The following is a 20135-nucleotide window of genomic DNA, read 5'->3' as shown; positions in this document are numbered from 1 at the left end:
CGCCGAGATCCCCCGGCCGCATGATAGTGCGAGGACTTGGCGTAGGGGTGGACGTTCTGAAAGTGCCCTCGATGACCTGGACACCCGCGGTACTCGATCTCGTGGGACATGCACCCTCGTATCGCCAACTCGCCTGCGGCGAGATCGAGGTCAAGGGTCCAGCTTCATACACCGGCATCTCAGTGTTGTCCCCGTCGCCATGATCCCGGCGCCCAGTGCCTGGGTCGTGCGCCCTCGTCCGGCACCTGCAGAATTCTGTAGAGCGGCTCACCCAGGTCTGCCCACCTCTCCAGCGCGCGCCGGTCCACCAGGTGAATCCCATACCGCGGGTCTCCTGCGCGCCCCGGCCGATGGTTGCGGCTTTGCTCACGACTTACCCGCTGTCGTCGGCCGGAGCTAGGATTCAGCAGGTCCGCGACGTGGCGGAAACAGCAGGTAAGGCCACGCACGGACCGTGACCGGGGACAAAACTAAGAGGCGGAGACGGCGCATGCGGCAAGGCGGCCGGTGGACCACTGTCACCGAGTCCGAGTTCGACCATGAACACCGTGGCCTGGAAGCCATCCGGGAGAAGCTGCTGGACGCCGATCCCTGGCGGGCCTGGTCGAACTTCACCTTCACCGCCCACACCGGTCACGTCCGCGAGGTCGACCTCCTCGTCGTCGCCCCCGGCGGCGTGTACATGATTGAGCTCAAGGACTGGCACGGCTCCGTGACCAGCGAGAACGGCACCTGGGTCCAGACCACCCCCGGCGGCCACCGTCGCCCGCACGGAAACCCTCTCCACCTCGTCAACAAGAAGGCGAAGGAGCTGGCCGGTCTGCTCGGTCAGAACGGTCGGCGGGTGTGGGTCGGCGAGGCGGTCTGCTTCACCGACGACGGCCTGCGCGTACGCCTGCCCGCCCACGACCAGAACGGCGTCCACACCGTCGACGAGCTGGTCGCGATGCTGAAGCAGCCGCCGCGCGACGAGCGGCGCCGCATCACGGCCGTCGACTCCCGCGAGATCAAGGCCGCGCTCGAACGGATCGGCATCCGGCGCAGTGACGCCGAGTACAAGGTCGGCCCGTACCAGCTGGACCGCAAGTCCTTCGACTCGGGCCCGACCTGGGCCGACTACAAGGCGAGCCACAGTGAGCTGCCCGAGGTGGCCCGGGTCCGCGTCTATCTCAGCGAGCGCGGGTCGGAGGCGTCGATCCGGCGGTCGGTGGAGAACGCGGCCCGTCGCGAGGCGGCCGTACTGCAGCGGTTCAAGCACCCTGGCGTCGTCCAGCTCAAGCAGTACTACCCGTCCGGGCACACCGCGGGCCCCGCACTGATCTTCGACTACGACCCGCGCACGCTCCGGCTGGACGAGTACCTGCTCCAGCACGGCAAGGGCCTCGACATCCTCGGCCGGATGGCGCTGGTCCGCCAGCTCGCCGAGACGATGAGGTCGGCGCACTCCGCCCGCATCCACCACCGCGCGCTGGCCGCCCGCGCCGTCCACGTCATCCCCCGCAACCGGGGCCGCCGCGGCCAGACGATCGGCGAGGACGCCGCCTGGCTCACCCCCCGCCTGGAGATCTCCGACTGGCAGATCGCCACCCAGCGCGCCTCCGGCACGGACGGCGACAACGGATCGGGTGTGACCCGCTTCGCTCCGACGGCTCTGTCGGCAATGCACCTGGCGGAGGGCTCCGACCCGTACTTCGCCCCGGAGCTGACCGCCCTCAAGGCCGACCCGGTCTACCTGGACGTGTACGGCCTCGGCGTCCTCACCTACCTCCTGGTCACCGGTAAGGCCCCGGCCGCGAGCCAGGCCGAGCTGCTGGCGCGGCTGGAGGCGGGCGAGGGGCTGCGCCCCAGCTCCCTGGTCGACGACCTCTCCGAGGACATCGACGACCTCGTGCAGGCGGCGACCGCCTACCGCCCCGGACAACGCCTGTCCTCGGTGGACGAGTTCCTGGAAATGCTGGAGATCGTCGAGGACAGCCTGACCGCGCCGGTCTCGGCTCCCGACCCCGAACCGGCCGAGGACCCCGAGAAGGATCCGCTGGACGCGGTGGCCGGCGATGTTCTCGCCGGTCGCTGGGAAGTCCGCCGCCGCCTCGGCACCGGGTCCACGAGCCGCGCCTTCCTCGTCCGCGACCTCCAGGCGGAAGCACGCAAGACCCGGCCGCTGGCCGTTCTGAAGGTGGCTCTCTCGGACTCCCGGGGCCAGGTGCTGGTCCACGAGGCCGAGGTGATGAACCGGCTGCGCCCCGACTCCCGGGTGATCCGGCTCGTCGAGCCGGAGCCCGTGCACATCGGGCCCCGCACCGCCCTCGCCCTGGAGTACGTGGGCGACGAGCGCGAAGCCACCGACCAAGGCGACGAGGCCGCCGACTCCGGCACAGGCACGCGTTCCCGCCGCCGCGAGGAGACGGTCGCGCGCCAGCTGCGGGAACACGGCCGCCTGAAAATGGACCAGTTGGAGGCGTACGGCGACTACCTGTTCGGCGCCGTGGACTTCCTGGAAGGCGAGAGTGTCTGGCACCGCGACATCAAGCCGGACAACATCGCCATCCGCATCCGCCCCAACCGCACCCGCGAACTGGTCCTCATCGACTTCTCCCTGGCGGGCTACCCGGCCAAGGACTACGAAGCCGGTACCGACGGCTACCTCGACCCCTTCATCGGCACCCTGACCCGTACCGCGTACGACTCGCACGCCGAGCGGTACGCGGTCGCCGTCACGCTGCACCAGATGGCCTCACGTGAGCTGCCCAGGTGGGGCGACGGCTCGGTGCCGCCCCGGATGACGGACCCGAAGGAGTTCCCGTACCCGACCGTCCAGGCCGACGCCTTCGAGCCTGCCGTACGGGACGGTCTGGTCGCCTTCTTCCGTAAAGCTCTGCACCGGGACGCGGCGAAGCGCTTCCCCGAGCTGAAGCCGATGCGGGACGCCTGGAAGAAGATCTTCCTGGACGCCTCGCAGGCGGTGCCGTCGAGCCACCGCACCCGCCACCCCGAGCCCGCGCCGCAGGAGACGGTGACAGGCGAGCGCCCGACGGCGATCGCGGACGCCGAACCGATCACCGCCGAGGAGCAGCGTGAGCGCCTGGCGGCGGCGGTCACCCGGGACACCCACCTGTCGGCCGCCGGTCTCACCCCAGCCGCGGAGGCCTTCCTCTACAGCCTCGAGATCACCACCGTGGGTGGTCTCCTCGACTACAGCCGAAGCAAGCTCCTCAACGCGCCGGGCCTCGGCACCAAGACCCGGACCGAGGTGCAACGCCGTCAGCGCCAGTGGGGCAGGCTGCTGCGCGAGACACCGCTCTCCCCGCTCACTCCGAAGGGCCGCGCAGAGGCCAAGGAGGAACTCGCCCAGCTCACCGCCACCGAGTCGGCGGTCGCCGGAACCCTGGCCCTGGGCGAGGGAGCGGCGGGTCTGAGCGAGTCCGCGTTGCGCTCGGTGAGCCTCGACCTCCTCGCCACGCTCTTCGTCCCGGAGCTGAACAACAACCGCTCCAACAGCAACAAGGTCGAGATGGTCCGGCTGCTGCTGCGCCTGCCGGACGAGCGCGGCGAGCTGCCCGGCATCGGCGTCTGGCCCAAGCAGAAGGACGTGGCGGACGCCCTCGGCCTGTCCGCCGGGCGCATCCCGCAGATGCTGAAGGAGGAGCGCAAGCGCTGGAAGAAGCACCCGGCGGTCCAGGCCCTTCGGGACGAGATCGTCGGCCTGCTGGTGGGCCTCGGCCGGGTCGCCCCCGCCGTGGAGATCGCCGACGCCCTCGCCGTACGCCGAGGCACACAGCTCCTCGGCCGCGAACAGCGGCGCGCGCTGGCGCTGGCGGCGGTACGGGCCGTCGTGGAGGTGGAGCAACTCCAGCCGGAGGAGGCAGAGTTCCAGCACCAGGCCAACCGCAAGGCGACGGAGGAGGCTCTGGCCGCCGGTCTGCTCGCGCTGGATGTACGTGAGGTCGACGCCCCGGACACTCCGACGGCTCCGGGGCTCCTCGACTACGCGACCCGGCTGGGCAAGACCGCCGACCGGCTGACCCGACTGGAGACTCTGCCGACCGCTACGACGGTGCTGAGCGAGCTGGGCGCGCTGACCCCGCCGCCCGGGGTGGTGGACTGGGACGAGCGGCGACTGGTCGAACTGGCCGCCGCCGCATCGGTGAACGCGGCAGCCACACCCCGCCTGGAGATCTACCCGCGCGACCTGCCCCTGGTACGGGCCCTGCGCCTCACCCAGGCCGGCCTGGTACGGCTGATCCCGGCCATGCCGGAGGCGCGGCAGCCGGGCCTGACGGGCGAGGACGTCCACGAGCGGGTACGGGCCCGCTTCCCCGAGCTGATCGTCAAGGACGGCCGGGGTACGAGCACGCACGAGCTGCCCACCGGCAGCCTGCTGACCAAGGCCTTGCGCGAGGCGGGCTTCGACCTCACCCTGTCGACGCGCGAGGACTCGAAGACGCTCCGGTATCTGCCGACGCGGATGGACAGCGCGTCCACGTATCTGACGGGCGGGAACTGGCGTCAGTCGACGCAGGCCGGCGCGGTGACGCGCTACTCCGACGACCCGCTGGTGGCGGGCGGGATCCGCGCGGACGAACGCCTGCTGGCCTCGGCCCGGCGGGACGGCTACCGGGTCCTGACCGTGCACCACGACCGTACGGTCCAGGCGGTACGCAGACTGGCCGGCCACCGCATAGGAGCCCAGCCCGTCTCCGTGACCGAACTCTTCCTGGAGTCCATGCACGCCCTGGTCCCCCCGGGCACGAAGCCGACATGGGACACGCTGCTGAAGGCGGACGTGGCCGAGCCGGGCTCGCGGGGTGCGCTGAAGTTCACGGAGTACGCGCGGACCGCGTGGGGCACGGTGGAGCCGCGCATACGGGAACTGCTCGCCCCGGGGGCGGGTTCGGGCCCGGTTCTGCTGACCGAGGTGGCCGTGTTCGCCCGGTACGACGGGATGGGCCTCCTGGACCGGCTCGCGGAGGCGGCCCGTCAGGGCGGGCGCGGACTGTGGCTGCTGGTGCCGCAGGCGGACCCGGCACGTGAGCCGAAGCTGGGACACACGGCGGTGGCCTACCAGGCCGGCCTGGGCGAATGGATCGACCTGCCGGACTCGTGGGTGAAGAAGGACTACCTGTCCGGTGTGACGGACGTGAGTGTCATGAGCGTGAACGGTACCGAGGGAGACAACAAGTGATCGACCGCAAAGCCCTGTTGGAAGACCTGAAGCAGCAGGTCAAGGCGGTCGAGACCGATCTCGGCAAGCAGGTCAAGGTGGTACCGGAGGGCGAGAAGCTGCGCGCCGAGTACGACCGCGCGCGCAAGCTGGGCCGTACGGCCGCCACCTGGAACTCCTGGCTGGACGAGCGGGTCACTCAGGTCGCGGTGGCGTGGGTGCTGGGTACGGTCTTCGTCCGCTTCTGCGAGGACAACGAGCTGATCCCGGAGCCGTACCTGACGGCACCAGAGGGCGACCGTCGCGACCTGGCGCTGGCCCGCTTCGAGGAGTACGTCGCGAGGTCGGACGACCCGACGTACCGAGGCTGGCTTGAGCAGGCATTCGACGAACTGGGCACGGGGCAGGCGGGACGGCTGCTGTTCGACCGCCGGCACAACCCGCTGTTCCAGATCCCGCTGTCGCACGACGGGGCGCGGGAGTTGGTGGACTTCTGGCGCGGGCGGGACGAGGTTGGTGTCCTCGTCCACGACTTCACGGACCCGCTGAAGGAGGACGGCGACGGTACGCAGGGCTGGGACACGCGATTCCTGGGCGACCTGTACCAGGACCTGAGCGAGGCCGCCCGCAAGACGTACGCGCTGCTTCAAACCCCGGAGTTCGTGGAGGAGTTCATCCTCGACCGGACGATGGATCCGGCGGTACGGGAGTTCGGCTACGAGGGCCTGAAGATGATCGACCCCACGTGCGGGTCGGGGCACTTTGTGCTGGGGGCGTTCCGACGGCTGGTGCGGCTGTGGGCGGACGGTCGACCGGGCAAGGACGTGCACGAGCGGGTGCGGGAGGCGCTGGACTCCGTGCACGGGGTGGACCTGAACCCGTTCGCCGTGGCTATTGCTCGCTTCCGGCTGTTGGTGGCGGCCATGGCCGCGAGTGGGGTACGGACCCTGGCGGAGGCCGCCAAGTACGAGTGGCCGATCCATCTGGCGGTGGGCGACTCCCTCATCAAGCACCGGCACAAGCAGGGGAACCTGTTCGACGGCTTGGAGGAGGAGGGGGCGGATGAGCTAACCGACTTCAAGTACGAGACCGAGGATGTGCACGAGTACCCGGAGATTTTGCGGCCGGGGCGGTATCACGTGGTGGTGGGGAATCCGCCTTATATTACGGTGAAGGACAAGAAACTTAACGACCTTTATCGGAAGTTGTACGACGCTTGCGCAGGGAAGTATGCCCTGTCGGTGCCGTTTGCTCAGCGGTTCTTTGAGCTGGCAAAGGCCGGGGAAGCGGAGAGCGAATTCGGATACGGCCTGGTTGGGCAGATTACGGCGAACTCGTTTATGAAGCGGGAGTTCGGGACACGACTCATTGAGACGTACTTCGGACATGAGGTCGAGCTGATCGAGGTCATCGACACCTCGGGGGCCTACATTCCTGGGCACGGCACACCCACGGTCATCTTGGTCGGTAGGCCGCGAGGCGGGGGTGGACGCTCCGAGACCATCCGTACGGTACGAAGCGTCCAAGGGGAACCGTCCGCCCCGGTGCGCCCTGAAGACGGGTACGTCTGGCGCGCGATCGTCGAGCAGATCGACGAACCAGGAACTCTCAGCCAGTGGGTCTCGGTTGACGATCTGGGGCGCGAGCGCTACTTCGGCAAGCAGCCTTGGATTCTGGCCGACGGTGGACTTGAGTTGGTCGAGAGAATCAGCCAAAAATCACATACTTCACTAAAGTCAAGCGCCATAAGGATTGGCCCGTACGGAATCATTGGCGCCGATGACGCAATGACAGCTCCACAGCATGCATTTAAGCGTTTTGGTGCCGAAGACGAATACGTGCGCCGCATCGTAGCCGGAACAGAGGTGAGGGATTATATTTTCGATAATGGAGACCATGCAATTCACCCGTACGACCAGAAGCGCAATATCGCAAGCCTTGCAGGTATGCCAGCAATTGCCAACCACCTTTGGCGCACACGAACCGAACTGGGGGATCGCGCCACATTCTCTGGCGGGACATATTTCAGCGATGGTCGCCCCTGGTGGGAATGGCATCAAATCCCCAAGGACTCGAATGCTCACGCGTGGTCCATCTTGTTCGCATTCGTTGCCACTCACGCAAACTTTGGTCTGAACCGGGGAGAGCAGGTCTCAAGTCGCACTGCCCCCGCAATCAAGTTGCCACAGAATGCGACGAGGCAGGAGCACCTACAACTGCTCGGATTGCTCAACAGTTCCACCACTGGATTCTGGCTCAAGATGGTTAGTCACGACAAGGGAAGCCAGTCAGGAACGGGCGGGTTTATGCATGACGAGTGGGAAAGGTTCTACGAGTTTACCGGCACTAAACTCCAAGAACTTCCCCTGCCGCCCGCATACCCGACCACTCTCGCCTCTAGCCTTGACCATTTTGCACAACAACTGATCTCTTGCAGCCCCGCGGCACTCGCGAGCCGCTCAACTCCAACCTCCGCCAGCCTTCGCGAATCCAAACTACGCTGGGAATCCATCCGTGCCCACATGATTTCCCTTCAAGAGGAACTGGATTGGCACGTCTACTTCCTCTATGGACTTCACTCTGAAGATTTGAGGCTACCCGATGCCTCCGATATTCCCGAAGTATCTCTCGGCGAACGCGCCTTTGAGGTTGTCCTCGCACGCAAGGTGTCCGCAGGCGTAAGAGAAACAGTCTGGTTTGACCGACACAATTCCACTCCAATCACAGAGCTTCCGCATCACTGGCCAGCCGCCTACCGTAAGGTCGTTCAGAAGCGCATCGACGTTATCGAGTCGTCCCGCGCCATTGGCATGATCGAACGTCCCGAGTACAAACGACGCTGGGCCACCGAAGGGTGGGACGTACTTCAGGAGAAGGCACTCCGGAGCTGGCTGCTCGACCGTATCGAGAATCGTGCGCATTGGTTCGATGAAAACGGGATGCCCGCGCTCGTCACCCTCTCCCGCCTCACCGACAACCTCTCCCGCGACGAGGACTTCGCCTCCGTCGCCAAGATCTACGCGCCCCACAAGGAACTGCCTGCCGTCGTTGCCGAGTTGATGACCGACGAGCACGTGCCGTTCCTCTCCGCCCTACGCTACAAGCCCGCCGCCCTGAAGAAGCGCACGGACTGGGAGAACGTCTGGGATCTTCAGCGGCAGGAGGACGCGGCTCCGGATGAGCCGGCCAAGCGGAAGATTCGGGACACCATCCCCGTACCGCCGAAGTACACGTCAGCAGACTTCCTGCGTCTCTCCTACTGGCGAGCGCGCGGCAAGCTGGACGTGCCCAAGGAGCGGTTCATCTCGTACGCGCGGGCCAACGTGGCCACCCCCGACCTGTACGGCTGGGCAGGCTGGGACCACCGGGAACAGGCGATCGCCCTCGACACGTACATCGCGACCCACGAGGGTCTGACCACGGAAGAGGTCACCCCGCTGCTGGCCGGGCTGCTGGAGCTCCAACCGTGGCTGAACCAGTGGCACAACGAGCCCGATCCGCTCTTCGCCCCGACCCCCGCCAAGTTCTTCGAGGGCGACCGGCAGATGGAGCAGGGCAAGCACGGCCTCACGGACGACGACCTGCGCGCCTGGCGACCGGCCGCAGCAGTCCGAGGTCTCCGCGCAAGCAAGTAGGAACCTGCCAAAGGGTTGTCCCGCAATCACAGATCGCGGGACAACCGTCAGCCTCACCGTTTTGCGGTGGGGTGACGAGGCGCCACTGATCGTCAGCTGGGGGGGGGCAAGGTGCCTTCTCTGCCTGGGCCTGGTGGAGTCCGTGGCCCGCAACGGGGCTCCCGGCCTCCGAGCCCGGCATGACTGTTGTGCTCTGCCAAAGGGACGACGTGGGGTCGTGTCACCGAGCCCGAGGTCACCGACTGACGGCTGATGAAACCTGACCCTCACCTGGCCTCGCGCAATGCCGGGCCGCGGAAGGTGGCTTGTCTGCCACCGCCACGGCTGCAGCAGCGACGTCCGGAACGGCCGCGCCCCGTCGGCGTCGACGTGCCGTCACCGCGGATCCTCCTCGAGCAGTTCCTGCAACTGGTCCAGAGACCTTGCACGCTTCTCGGCGAGAAGCACAAGCTGAGGCATTACCCCTTGAGACAGGTGCTTCTCGGTGTACCGGACGGCCGAATCGCAAGCCACGCAACCGATGGCGTGGGAGACGGCATCCTGCATCCTCGCGTCGCGTTCTGTCCCAGACAGGACAAGGACTTCAAGCTCGCCCAGGATTGTTTGCACCCTCTCGCAGCCCAGTTCGAGGGAGCCATTGATGGCGGCGGCAAGGTCCCAGGACATGGAACGCGCAATGAAGCCCTCCTCTCCCAGCCCTCGTGCGAGGTACTTCACTGTGTCGTCATCCCACCTGGCCAGCAACGCGGCCAGCCACTCCCGCAGAGCACTCTCCTCGGGCAGTTCCTCCACCCGGCCCAGAGTCCTCGCGCGCTTCTCGGCAAGAAGCACAAGCCGCCGTACTACTTCACGAGACCGAAGCGACAGGTGCTCCTCGGTGTGACGGACGGCCCGATCGCAAGCTGTGCACCCGATCCCGTGGGAGATGACTTCTTGCATCCCCACTTGACGCTCTGTGCCAGACACGCCGTGGAGGCCGTCCAGTTTTCGATGCAACTCCTCGCAGCCCTTTCCGAGGGCACCGTTGATGGTGGCGGCAAGGTGCCAGGACATGGGATACGCAACGAAGTCCTCGTCGAATCCCAAAGCCCCTCGAGCGACGTACTCCACAGTGTCGTCATCCCATCTGGCTACCAGAGCAGCCAGCCACTCCTCCAGACTGAGGGCGTCCACTCGCTCGTCGACGCGGCTGTAGCAGTGCGGTTCGGAGCGGGTCGGCCTTCGTCGTCCACGAGACGTCACTGGGTTTCACTCTCCTCGTGCGAGGCCTGGTCGTTGGGCGGCAGCGAAGCGGGACGTACGCGGTGCTGGACAGCGTGGCGGCCGTCGCGCAGGACTTTCATGATCACCTCTGTCACGTACGGCACGTCCTCTTTGGTGCACGCGCCAATCGCCTTCCAACCGAGAACGCAGACCGCGAGCACTACGGCCAAGACCACAACCGTGCCGCCGCCAAGAGCGAGCGCCAACATGCTTGTCTCCATCTGATTACCTGCCAGATCTGGCTCTGGGAACGCGAAAGGCCCCCGAGCAGTGCGCTCGAGGGCCTTTTCAGCTCCGGAAACGACGAAAGCCCGCCGAACAGGCGGGCTGACGAATCGGAGACACATGTGTCCCCGAACTGGTTTCAGCGTAGCCGGACATGACCCGACTGACAAGACCGTCGGATTCGGTGACGGCACTGATCAGCGCCGCCCAGCCAGTCCCGAGAGGTCAGAGAACAGCCTCCCAGTCCTCGCTCTGCATGAGCAGGTCGTCCCGGATGTCGTCGTAGCGCTCCTGAAGCTCCCGGATGATCGACACGAGGAGCATGACGGCGATGATGCAGTGTCCCGGGCTCAGGTGAGACAGGGGCAGGTGGTGCACTACGGCATGCCGGGAGAGGTTGTCCGGGATCGGGTCGTTCCGGTCCGGGTAGTACTGCGTGTAAAGGGTGCTCAGCGGGGCCAGGACGGACTGGTTCCTGGGCAAGTAGGGATTCGGCTCCTTCTTACCCGCCATGAGTAGTCGATTGTGCCCTCCTCGGCCTCCCTTCGTACGCGTCAGGTTGTGCAGCATCTGCTCAACCCCGGTAACGGCGAGGCAGGCCGCGGCCTCGCGATGCCCGTCCGCCCATGCGGCAACAGCCTTCTCGCCAGCGGCGACCTCACCGGAGAGCCATTCGTCGGGGCATTCGCTCAGCTTCTGGCGGCACAAGTCGCGGATGGCAGCTTCATCGCCAGTGAGGACAGCGAGCTTGTCCGCATGCTCGGCTCCGGCTACAGCGAGGCGGCGCAGCGTCTCAGTGGGAGTAGCCCAGGCCACAGGTATGCCGTGGTCCTTGGCGAGATCGAGGAGAGCAGTGAACGGCAGGGAGCTGCCCCACCAGTTCTCGTGCCGTGCGGCCAGATAGAAGCGTGGCATCGGCCGGGTGCCGTGGATCGAAGGATCGTAGGTGTCCCAGACCGCACTCCAGTCGCGAAGCTGCGGCAATGTAGCACCGATGGCACCGGCGGAGGGGTCGATAAACGTCATGGGTGGATTGTGCATCCCTGGTGATCAACTATCAGCAGGATTGGCAGAATCCACATCGAACCGGGCAGGTCCGAGCAAGATTCTGCTTGCTATCAGACAGGCCGTAGACCGGCGCCACGGGCCCCGGAGCCGAGGCAGCCCGAACAGCTCAGGACCGACAATGCGGCGTCGGCCGGCGCGCTGCACCATGTCGGGAAGGGCAGCTGGCACGGTGAAGATGCCAGTCAAGCCGGTGGCATCAGCGAGGTCAGCCAGCAGGAGAGATCCAAACAAGCCTCGGCACTCGAAGCGCCCGAGGCAAGCTTGGCAAGCTCGTGGTTCGGTCCCTAGAAGGCTCGTGAAGATCTTGGGTTCTGGCCCTGCCGCGTCAGCGGCAGGGCCAGACTCGTTGTGTGGCGATGGGTGAGTGGGTCGGCGAGATGGTCGGGCCGGACGTGTGGGAGACGTGCCGGGAGTTGATCCCGGCCGGGAGCGTGTTCGCGTTCCTGGCCGAGCACCGCGGCGAGCTGTTCCCGGCGGCGATGTTCGTGGACATGTATCCGTCGGCGAACGGGCGGCCGAGCATGCCGCCGCAGATTTTGGCCGCCGCGGTCACCTTGCAGGCCCTGCACGGGCTGTCGGACTTCGAGACGGTCCAGGAACTGCGGTGCGACCTGCGGTGGAAGGCCGCATGCGGCCTGGGACTTCACGACATGGCGTTCGATCCGTCGCTGCTGGCCTACTTCCGCCGCTGGCTGGCCGGTTCCGCCCGCCCGAACCGCATCTTCGAGGCCGTGCGCGAGGTCGTGAAGTCAACAGGGGTCCTCAAGGGCAAGCACCGCCGGGCGCTGGACTCCACCGTGCTGGACGACGCGGTCGCCACCCAGGACACCGTCACCCAGATCATCGCCGCCGTCCGCGCGGTGATCCGCGAGGTCCCCGGCGCCGACACAATCGCCGCTGCCCAGTGCAGCGCGCACGACTACACCGACCCAGGCAAACCGAAGATCGCCTGGAACGACGAGCAGGCCCGCGCCGAGCTGGTCGACGCGCTGGTCACAGATGCCCTGCGGCTGCTGGGGCACCTGCCCGACCAGCAACTCGGGGAGAAGGCCGCGAACGCGGTGGGCATCCTGGCCCTGGTCGCCGGGCAGGACGTCGAGCCCGCCGAGGACTCCGACGGCCGCGACGGACGCTGGCGCATCACCCGGGGCACCGCCCCGAACCGGATGGTCTCCACCGTCGATCCGGAAGCCCGGCACGTGCACAAGACCCGCAGCCACCAGCAGGACGGCTTCAAGGCCCACCTGGCCGTCGAGCCCGAGACCGGGTTATACACCGCCGTAGCCCTCAGGCCCGGCGCCGGGCCCGAGCATCACGAGGCCGCGGTCGGCCTGGAACTGCTTGCCGACGAGGACAGCCCACTCGATGCCTTCGGCGACACCGCCTACTCCACCGGCGATGTCCGCCAGACCCTCCACGAGGCCGGGCACCGGCTGTTCATCAAGCCCGCCCCGCTGCGGCCTGCCGTCCCCGGCGGCTTCACCCTCGACGACTTCGCCATCGACACCACAGCCGCCGTCGTGACCTGCCCGGCCGGACACGCCGTGGCCCTGTCCGACCCCGGCGGGCACCACCACCAACGCAAAGCCTCTTTCGGGGACTTGTGCACCGGATGCCACCTGCGCGAGCGGTGCACCAAAGCCAAGGCCGGACGCATCCTGACCATCCGACCCCACCACGACCTCCAGACAGCCGCCCGCCACCAGGCCGCCGCCGACCCCGGCTGGCAGGCCGACTACCGCCGCTGGCGGCCACCAGTCGAACGCGCCGTCGCCTGGCTCGTCCACCACGGCAACCGGCGCCTGCGCTACCGGGGCACCGTCAAGAACGACACGTGGCTCCACACCCGAGCCGCCGCCCTCAACCTCCGCCGCCTGATCAACCTCGGGCTCACCCACACCAGTGGTACCTGGCACATCGCACCGGCCGGTGCATGACCGGAGGGGCTGTCCGGCCTGACGGCCGGACAGCCCCTCACCAAGATCTTCATCGACCTTCTAGGCCCAGCGTCAGCCCATGGAACGGCCCCGCGATCCCGACGTTGCCATACCTGTTCAGGCGCCCAACTGCCCGCCCCTGACTGCAGAAACGAAGGAGGCCCAGCCAGCCGCCGGAAACACGAGCACCGAACCGTGCGGAACCTTGCTGTCCCGTACCGGAACGACAGTGGTGAAGTCGTCAGAGACCTCGACGCAAGCGCCACCGTCTGAGTTGCTGTAAGAGCTCTTGCGCCACGTCACGACGCTCAGGTCGATGGATCGCACGGTACTTCCTCCAACATGCGCAGGACGAACTTCCGCGACTCGGCCGGGGTCAACGCCAGGTCACGGACTGCATCGTAGGCACCTTGCAGCTTCTCAACCGCAGCGCCGTCTTCGATCAGGTCACCCTTGTATGCATTCTCCGTGTAAGCCACGGTACGTCCGTGCGGCAGACGCAGGAACCACACGTCGGTGCTGTCGAGTCCGTACGGCCCAGCACTGAAGGGCAGCACCTGCACCACCATGTTTCGGCGCTCCGCCATCTCAGCCAGGTGCTCCAACTGCCCGCGCCACTCAGGCGTGTTCAGCAGCGCCATGCGCAAGACCGCCTCGGAAAGAATGGTCCGGAACCTGGGCGCATCCTCCCCCTCCAACAACTCCCGCCGCCCCATCCGAGCCTCCACCTGCTGCTCAAGTTCCTTCCCCTTGAGCCCGCCCGCCGCCAGCACCTCCCGTGCATACCCCGGCGTCTGCAACAACCCCGGCAGGACGCTCACCGCGAAGTGCCAAAGACTCACCGCCTCCGCCTCCAGGCCCATGTACCGCCGGTACCGCTCCCGGAACTGCGTATGGTCCCCTGCGGCCAGCTCCCACAGCGCCAGCAACAGTCCCGGTGTCCCGTAGTGCTGGTCGAGGGCCTGGACGACCTCCGGGCTGCCGAGTGTCTCGCCCTTCTCCATCTTGCCGAACAACGACCAGTCCCAGCCCAGTCGTTCGCCGAGCGCCCGCAGACTCGTGCCGCTCCCGGTCCGCAGGGTCCGCAACTCCTCGGCGAACCGTTGACGGGGTTCCTGGCTGCGGCCGGTGATGACGCGTCGTTGCGGCATACCGCTCCCTCCGGGACGTTCGCGTGAACGATGTGGAACGTGTGGAACCACCGCCACGCGACGGGGAAGCACCGCCCCGTCCACAACCCGGTCGCCCACATCCGGCGCATCCTCGTAACGACCGGACTACACAGCGTAATTCACGCAGTGCAGCCGGGTCATGGAATCAGCGGAACCACACCGACCGCCGCACTGACGAGGACTCACATGCCCCCACACCGCCCGCACCCCACACCCCCGCGATCCAGGAAGCCCTCGATGCCCGCGACGCCCTCGCCTCCGTCCTCTCACCCCCGCCGAGTTGCTGAGCGCCCTGGTCGCCGAAGCGAACGCCTGCAGCAGACAGCACAGATGACACGACAGGGGACAGCGCCCCAGTCACCCGAAGCCGGACCCCGGCACCCGCCCACCCCCGACCAGGCCGACTCCGTACCGATCCCCGCCCGTGATCGACCCCCTCACCTAGGATGGCGAGAACCATCTCAGCGGCCCGACGGGCTTCCTGATCCGCCTCGCAAGAGCGCGCGGCGGACCTCGAAGGACATGCCCCCACCCGCACGAGTCTTCTTCGTGCTGCCTGGGGGCATTGCCTCCGTGCGTCGAAAGAGCCGGGCAGCTTTCATCCCCCGACCGATTACGCACTGTTGCCGTTCCCGCACCCGCGATAACCTGCCGGGATCCGGCACGGCACAACCGGGACATGGATGGGGCACGAGGGGGATCGTGGAGGGGCGCGACGTGCGGGGCCACTACGAGGAGCTGGCAGCCGAGTACGACGAGCACTGGGTCTACGACCCCGGCTACGTTCCCTGGATGTCCGGCCGAATCGTCGAGGCGTTGGGGCTCGGCCGCACGGACCGAATCGCCGACATCGGCTCAGGAACAGGACTGTTCGCCAGAGAAGTAGTCAGGCAGGTCCAGCCGCAACATCCCGTTCTGTGCGTCGATCCGTCCGCGGCGATGCTCCTTCGGCTCGGCAGTCCGCCGCCACCCGGCCTGACGCCGGTCGTCGCTTCCGCCGAGGACCTTGCCGAAGGGCGTGCCAGTCTGCCGTACAAGGAGCTCGACGCGATGTGGCTGAAGGAGTCGGTGCATCACGTAGCCGACCCCGCGCACACGCTGCGAGGTCTCGCTGACCGGCTGGCGCCCGGCGGTCGAATGCTGGTGGTGATGCTTCCGGCCAGCATCCGGTATCCGCTGTTCGCGGCGGCCCTCGCGCGCTTCGAGGAATTGCAGCCCGACCCGACCACCATCGAGGAACACCTGCGCGCGGCCGGTCTGGAAGCCTCGCTCACCCACGTGGAGCACGAGCTGCGCATCGACCGGAGCAAGTACTTCGGCATGGTCCGTGCCCGCTACATGTCGCTGCTCTCCACCTTCACCGACAGTGAGATCGAGAAGGGCATCGAAGAGATGCGAGTCGCTCATCCGGAGCCGGTCCTGGTGTTTCCCGACCAGTTCGCGTTCATCCTCGGGAAGCGAGGAGGGGAGGGCTGATGAGCACGGTGGTCGACGAACGGCTGCGACGCCTGAGGAGTGAACTCGACGATCACTCGCGGATCGCCGAACGATTAGGGCTCGACCTCGAACGGCCGCTGCGGTCCCTCAACGACGGTTACCCCGAGAACGCGGTCGCCCTGGTCGGGAAGCTGACCGAAAAGCTGCTCAAAGAGCTGTGGCGCCATCATGGCATCGAGGGCGATCCCTCTACGAAGGCCCTGAACGACCTCGTCAAGCGCTGCCGTCCGCACATCCGCAGCAGCACCGTCATTGACGCGCTCGAGGACATCCGGCGGCTTCGTAACCGATCCACGCACGACGGATACGACATCAGCGACGAGGACGGACTGCTGGCGGTCCGCAGACTCGTCGACGTACTGGTGTGGTTCACCGACACAGGAAGCGCGGCACTGCTCGGCGGTGAGCCGGACATGGCACCCGAGGTGGCGCGCCGGTGCGAGTTCCTGGCCGGGCTGTACGTCACCCTGGGCTACCGCCAGGCCAAGCGGTTCGTCCTCAGCCCCGACACGGTGTACCAGTTGTTCTGCCGTGAGTCGGGGATGCGCCTGGAGTACGTGGAGCTGATGCTCTCCAAGAAGGCCGACGACCTGGGTACCGTCCTCGCCTCCAGCGGGGGCCAGCTGCTCCGCACCCGACTGCCCAAACTCACCCGGTTCGTCATCCTGGACGACGTGGCGGACGACGCGGCTTCCGGGCCGCTCCACCAGATGCTGGGCACGGATTTCCGGATCGTGCGCTACGAGGGCTTCGTCGACACCATCGTCAATCTTGAAGCGCACCTCGCCGGCCTGCTCTCCCCCGAACAGGCCGGACCACGGACCGCGGTGGCCGCGACTATCATGTTCACCGACCCACGCACCGGTGAGTCGCAGGTGGAGCAGTCCGAGGACGCGGCCGGGCTGCTGGCTCGCCTCGTGCGCGGCAGTGCGAACGTCCTGGTGACCGGTCGTCCGGGAAGCGGTAAGAGCACCCTCCTCCGTTCACTCGCCGTCAGTCCCGACGTCCGTCGCTTCCGCTTCTACTTCGACCTCGGCCTCAAGCCGAAGGACGAACCGTTCTCCGCATACGCGGCCCGTCTCCTGGCCCCGGCCATGGCATCGGACCGCTCGCGCGCCTACGACCTTTTCCTCTTCCTGATCCGTTCCGGGTCCGCGCTGTGCGTACTCGACGCAGTCGACGAAGGCGTTGAGGAACCCAGCCCAGCCGGTTTCCTTCGACTCTTCACCGATCTTGCCGCCGTCCTGTCCGCCGAGTCGGCGGTGGTCATGAGTTCACGTGTGTCCTTCCTCGCCGACTCGCCCCAGGTGCGTCAACTGCTGGACAGCGGCGCCGGCCGCTCCGAGCAACTGGTCGAGCAGATGTACGCGAACGGCATCGAACCGTCACGCGTTCCGCACTTCCATGTGGTGCGCCTGGCCGAACCCGGTGCCACCCCCTTGGAGAGGCGGCTCAGCGCCGCACTGGCACTTCCGTCGGGGCAGCCGCTCGCGGACATCCTCGGCGCCCACATCACCCAGACATTGGCCGAGCATGGCCGACCCGATCTGGAGGAGCGGCTACCGGCCGCGTTCGGACATGCCTTCCTCACCGACCGGACCGTCTTCTCGTTTCTCGACCTCCACCGGCTGCTGGGGGCCGACGCCTTCACCGACGGGAACCTCAGTCTCGACACGTGCGTCCTTGCGCCACTGTTGCGCCCCGCAGGACCGGATCACGTCGCCTTCGTGCACACGGCGTACCAGGAACTGCTGGCCGCCCGGCACCTCGCCGAGTCCGGCCTTCGTGACAAGGCGGCCGACATTCCCGACGGCGCCTTCCTCACCGAGCAAGTGCGTGCCTTCCTCGCGGGGATGGCCGGCAGTTCTGAGACGGACAACTGTGTGCTGCCCGCCGGGACGTACCTGGTCGGTCCGGCCGAACGGCTGCTGATCCGCCGGATCCCGCGCCCCGTCCTCTTCGACCGGCATGCCGTGACCGTCGCACGCTACCGCCGCTTCCTCAACGCCCTCGACGCAGACGGCACCTCGCAGTGGGACCACCCGGACCAGCCCGCCCACGTCACTCACCACCCCTGGACCGACCGGTTACGGCTGCCCGACTACTACACCGACCCGCGCTACGACGCCCACCCCGCGATCTGCGTCAACTGGTGGAGTGCGTACGCTTTCGCTGCCTTCGAAGGCAAGCGTCTGCCGACCTCCCTCGAATGGGAGGCTGCCGCGCGCGGAGCAGACGGCCGACTGTTTCCCTGGGGTGACGATCCCGATGATCGAGCCGTCAACTGCGCCGACTCCTGGGTCGGCCGACCTGTCGTCACGTACCAAGCGTGGTACCACGACTTCGCGGACGACGCACTTCGCCGGGCAGGGGTGACACCCGACGGCGAACGCGTGGACAACCGCTCACCGTTCGGCGTACGAGACATGGTCGGCAACTGCTGGGAATGGACCTCCACCAGCCTCGCCGACACCGGCGAGGCCGTCATCTGCGGCGGCAGCTACGACAACCCACTGCGGGCCGTGCAGACCAGCTCCAAGGGCATCTACCGCAAACGCGGCGGGAGTAACGCGGTCGGTTTCCGGTGCGTACAGGACATCCCCCGCAGCCCTGGAACAGAGGAGACGACAGCATGACCGGCGGCGGACCGCGTCTCGGAACCATCGTCGACCGGCGCCCCAACGGAGGAGGACTCAGCGGTTCCGCCGGCCTGTACATCGTGCGGGACGACGAGGACGAGCGATACTACACCTTCGACTACCGCCAGATCGTCACGGAGGGATTCCGGACCGTCCGCACCGGCGAACGCGTCCGCTTCCACATCCGCGCCGAAAGGCCGGACCAGGCAGAGTTCGTCATCCGCCTCGACCAGCCCGACCCGGCGGAGTGCTACCAATGACCAACAACACTCCGCCACTTCACGACATCACAGGGGCGCGTCAGGAATTGACGGTCGTCCTGCCGGTACGGCTGCTCTGCGCACCCAACTGGAACGAAGGCCCCTTCCCGTTCGAGTTGGGCAGCCGTCGCACCGACGCCGAAACCCGATCCACCTACTTCGCCCCCGCCTCCGCGCGAGCCCTCTACGGGACACCCGGACGCCCCCGCCGCTGGTACCTTCCGCTGGATATCAAACAGGACGGGCTGCACCTGCTCGGCATGGAACTCCTGCACGCGGCGACCGCACGCAGACCCGAACATGCCCTCGCCGTAATGCACTTCAGCGTGGAGAGACCCCTGTTGCCTGCCCTGCGGGCTCTGGCCGGACGGCGGCAGAACTCCACCGACTACCCGCTGACCGGGCCGTTCGACCCGGCCGGGCTTCTCGCTGGCATAGCTGACGTACTCGAATCCGGCACACCATTCGCCATCGCCCGGCCCTACTCCATCGCTTTCATGGCCCCGGCCGCGCAGCATGCTCCTGCCCTTCGTCGCAGCATGGAGAGGAATCTACCCGCGACCGCGGACCGATGGCTGTGGCAGCTCGCGTCGCGCTCCACGCCGGACGACTTCCCTCTCCCACCGGAGACCGCGAACGACCAGCTCAAGGACGCCTTGCGGATCTCGGCGGACTGGAGCGCCCTGGTGCTGCGACAAGGGGCCGCCTTCCTCGGCCATCGTCCTGACAGCGGCACGGGCGACTTCTTCGAGTTCGGCGCGCTGCACTCCCGTACCGTCTATCTCGATGCCCTGCTCCTCGGTGCCCTCCAGCGCGATCACATCGACGAGCTCACTGACGAACTCTCCGAAGTGTTCACCTCCTCACGGCTGGCACGCCGCGTTGCCTTGCTGGAGCGGAACATCGCAGTCTTCCGCAGCACATACTGGCGACAGCACCTGACCGCCCACGGCCCCGCGAACGACCTGCTGCTCGCGTTTCAGAACCAGCACCGGCTGCCTGCTCGCTTCCAGGAGATCCTCGCCGAAGCCGCCGACTACAGCAGGCTTGTCCAGACGCAGGAGAGTCAGCAGATCAGTGGGGCCCTCGGTGTCCTCACGATTCTCGGCCTGCCGCTCGGCACCGCCCTCGGCGTCCTTCAGGTCCTCGACGACCACTCCGTGACACATCTGCTTCTCGCCGTCGGCCTGTCCGTCGTCGCCACGACGGCAGTCCTCACCACCCGGTACGGGCGACTTGTTGTGTCGTCGCTGCGGGGCGTCACCAGAAAGGCATAGC

12 protein-coding genes are annotated in these 20135 nt (G+C 67.1%); 7 read left to right on the top strand and 5 right to left on the bottom strand.

Annotated elements, in window-relative coordinates; translation table 11 throughout:
* Window positions 1–490: 490 nt before the first annotated feature.
* A complete protein-coding gene (gene pglW, locus AB5J50_RS37250) occupies window positions 491–5182 on the top strand; it encodes a BREX system serine/threonine kinase PglW (RefSeq protein WP_369262977.1) in 4692 nt (1563 codons plus the stop codon).
* Window positions 5179–8796 (top strand): BREX-2 system adenine-specific DNA-methyltransferase PglX, encoded by a 3618-nt coding sequence (gene pglX, locus AB5J50_RS37245; RefSeq protein ID WP_369262975.1) that lies wholly within the window; start codon window positions 5179–5181, stop codon window positions 8794–8796. The genes pglW and pglX overlap by 4 nt, the downstream gene beginning before the upstream one ends.
* A 375-nt stretch (window positions 8797–9171) precedes the next feature.
* Here the strand turns inward: pglX and AB5J50_RS37240 are convergent, their stop codons facing one another.
* The 3 genes from AB5J50_RS37240 to AB5J50_RS37230 all read right to left on the bottom strand — a co-directional run bounded on the left by AB5J50_RS37240 (window position 9172) and on the right by AB5J50_RS37230 (window position 11310).
* The gene (locus AB5J50_RS37240; RefSeq protein ID WP_369262974.1) at window positions 9172–9969 is read right to left on the bottom strand and encodes a hypothetical protein; all 798 of its coding nucleotides are present in this window, start codon (window positions 9967–9969) and stop codon (window positions 9172–9174) included.
* Between the two features lie 65 nt (window positions 9970–10034).
* Complete coding sequence (locus AB5J50_RS37235) at window positions 10035–10268, bottom strand: hypothetical protein (RefSeq protein WP_369262972.1); 234 nt, start codon at window positions 10266–10268, stop codon at window positions 10035–10037.
* Between the two features lie 241 nt (window positions 10269–10509).
* Window positions 10510–11310 carry a hypothetical protein gene (locus AB5J50_RS37230; RefSeq protein WP_369262970.1) on the bottom strand — a complete coding sequence of 267 codons (801 nt, stop codon included), beginning with the start codon at window positions 11308–11310 and terminating at the stop codon, window positions 10510–10512.
* Window positions 11311–11708: 398 nt separating this feature from the next.
* Between AB5J50_RS37230 and AB5J50_RS37225 the strand changes: the two genes are divergently transcribed.
* A complete protein-coding gene (locus AB5J50_RS37225) occupies window positions 11709–13289 on the top strand; it encodes an IS1182 family transposase (RefSeq protein WP_369265616.1) in 1581 nt (526 codons plus the stop codon).
* 117 nt (window positions 13290–13406) lie between these two features.
* Here AB5J50_RS37225 and AB5J50_RS37220 read toward each other — a convergent pair whose 3' ends face one another.
* Window positions 13407–13616: a DUF397 domain-containing protein gene (locus AB5J50_RS37220; protein WP_369262968.1), complete on the bottom strand. Its 210-nt coding sequence runs from the start codon at window positions 13614–13616 to the stop codon at window positions 13407–13409.
* Window positions 13598–14440 (bottom strand): helix-turn-helix domain-containing protein, encoded by an 843-nt coding sequence (locus AB5J50_RS37215; RefSeq protein WP_369262966.1) that lies wholly within the window; start codon window positions 14438–14440, stop codon window positions 13598–13600. The genes AB5J50_RS37220 and AB5J50_RS37215 overlap by 19 nt, the downstream gene beginning before the upstream one ends.
* Window positions 14441–15163: 723 nt before the next feature.
* Here AB5J50_RS37215 and AB5J50_RS37210 point away from each other — a divergent pair.
* Genes AB5J50_RS37210 through AB5J50_RS37195 form a run of 4 tightly spaced genes read left to right on the top strand, consistent with a single transcriptional unit; the run spans window position 15164 to window position 20134 of the window.
* Window positions 15164–15937 carry a class I SAM-dependent methyltransferase gene (locus tag AB5J50_RS37210; protein WP_369262964.1) on the top strand — a complete coding sequence of 258 codons (774 nt, stop codon included), beginning with the start codon at window positions 15164–15166 and terminating at the stop codon, window positions 15935–15937.
* The gene (locus tag AB5J50_RS37205) at window positions 15937–18594 is read left to right on the top strand and encodes an SUMF1/EgtB/PvdO family nonheme iron enzyme (protein WP_369262962.1); all 2658 of its coding nucleotides are present in this window, start codon (window positions 15937–15939) and stop codon (window positions 18592–18594) included. The genes AB5J50_RS37210 and AB5J50_RS37205 overlap by 1 nt, the downstream gene beginning before the upstream one ends.
* Window positions 18591–18857: a hypothetical protein gene (locus AB5J50_RS37200; protein ID WP_369262960.1), complete on the top strand. Its 267-nt coding sequence runs from the start codon at window positions 18591–18593 to the stop codon at window positions 18855–18857. Before AB5J50_RS37205 ends, AB5J50_RS37200 begins: the two co-directional genes overlap by 4 nt.
* A complete protein-coding gene (locus AB5J50_RS37195) occupies window positions 18854–20134 on the top strand; it encodes a hypothetical protein (RefSeq protein WP_369262958.1) in 1281 nt (426 codons plus the stop codon). The genes AB5J50_RS37200 and AB5J50_RS37195 overlap by 4 nt, the downstream gene beginning before the upstream one ends.
* The last annotated feature ends 1 nt before the right edge of the window (window position 20135 follow it).

This window comes from Streptomyces sp. R35 (assembly GCF_041053035.1).
Lineage (GTDB): Bacteria > Actinomycetota > Actinomycetes > Streptomycetales > Streptomycetaceae > Streptomyces > Streptomyces lutosisoli.
Note: the sequence above shows the minus strand (reverse complement) of the source record. Positions and strands in the feature narration are given on the sequence as shown.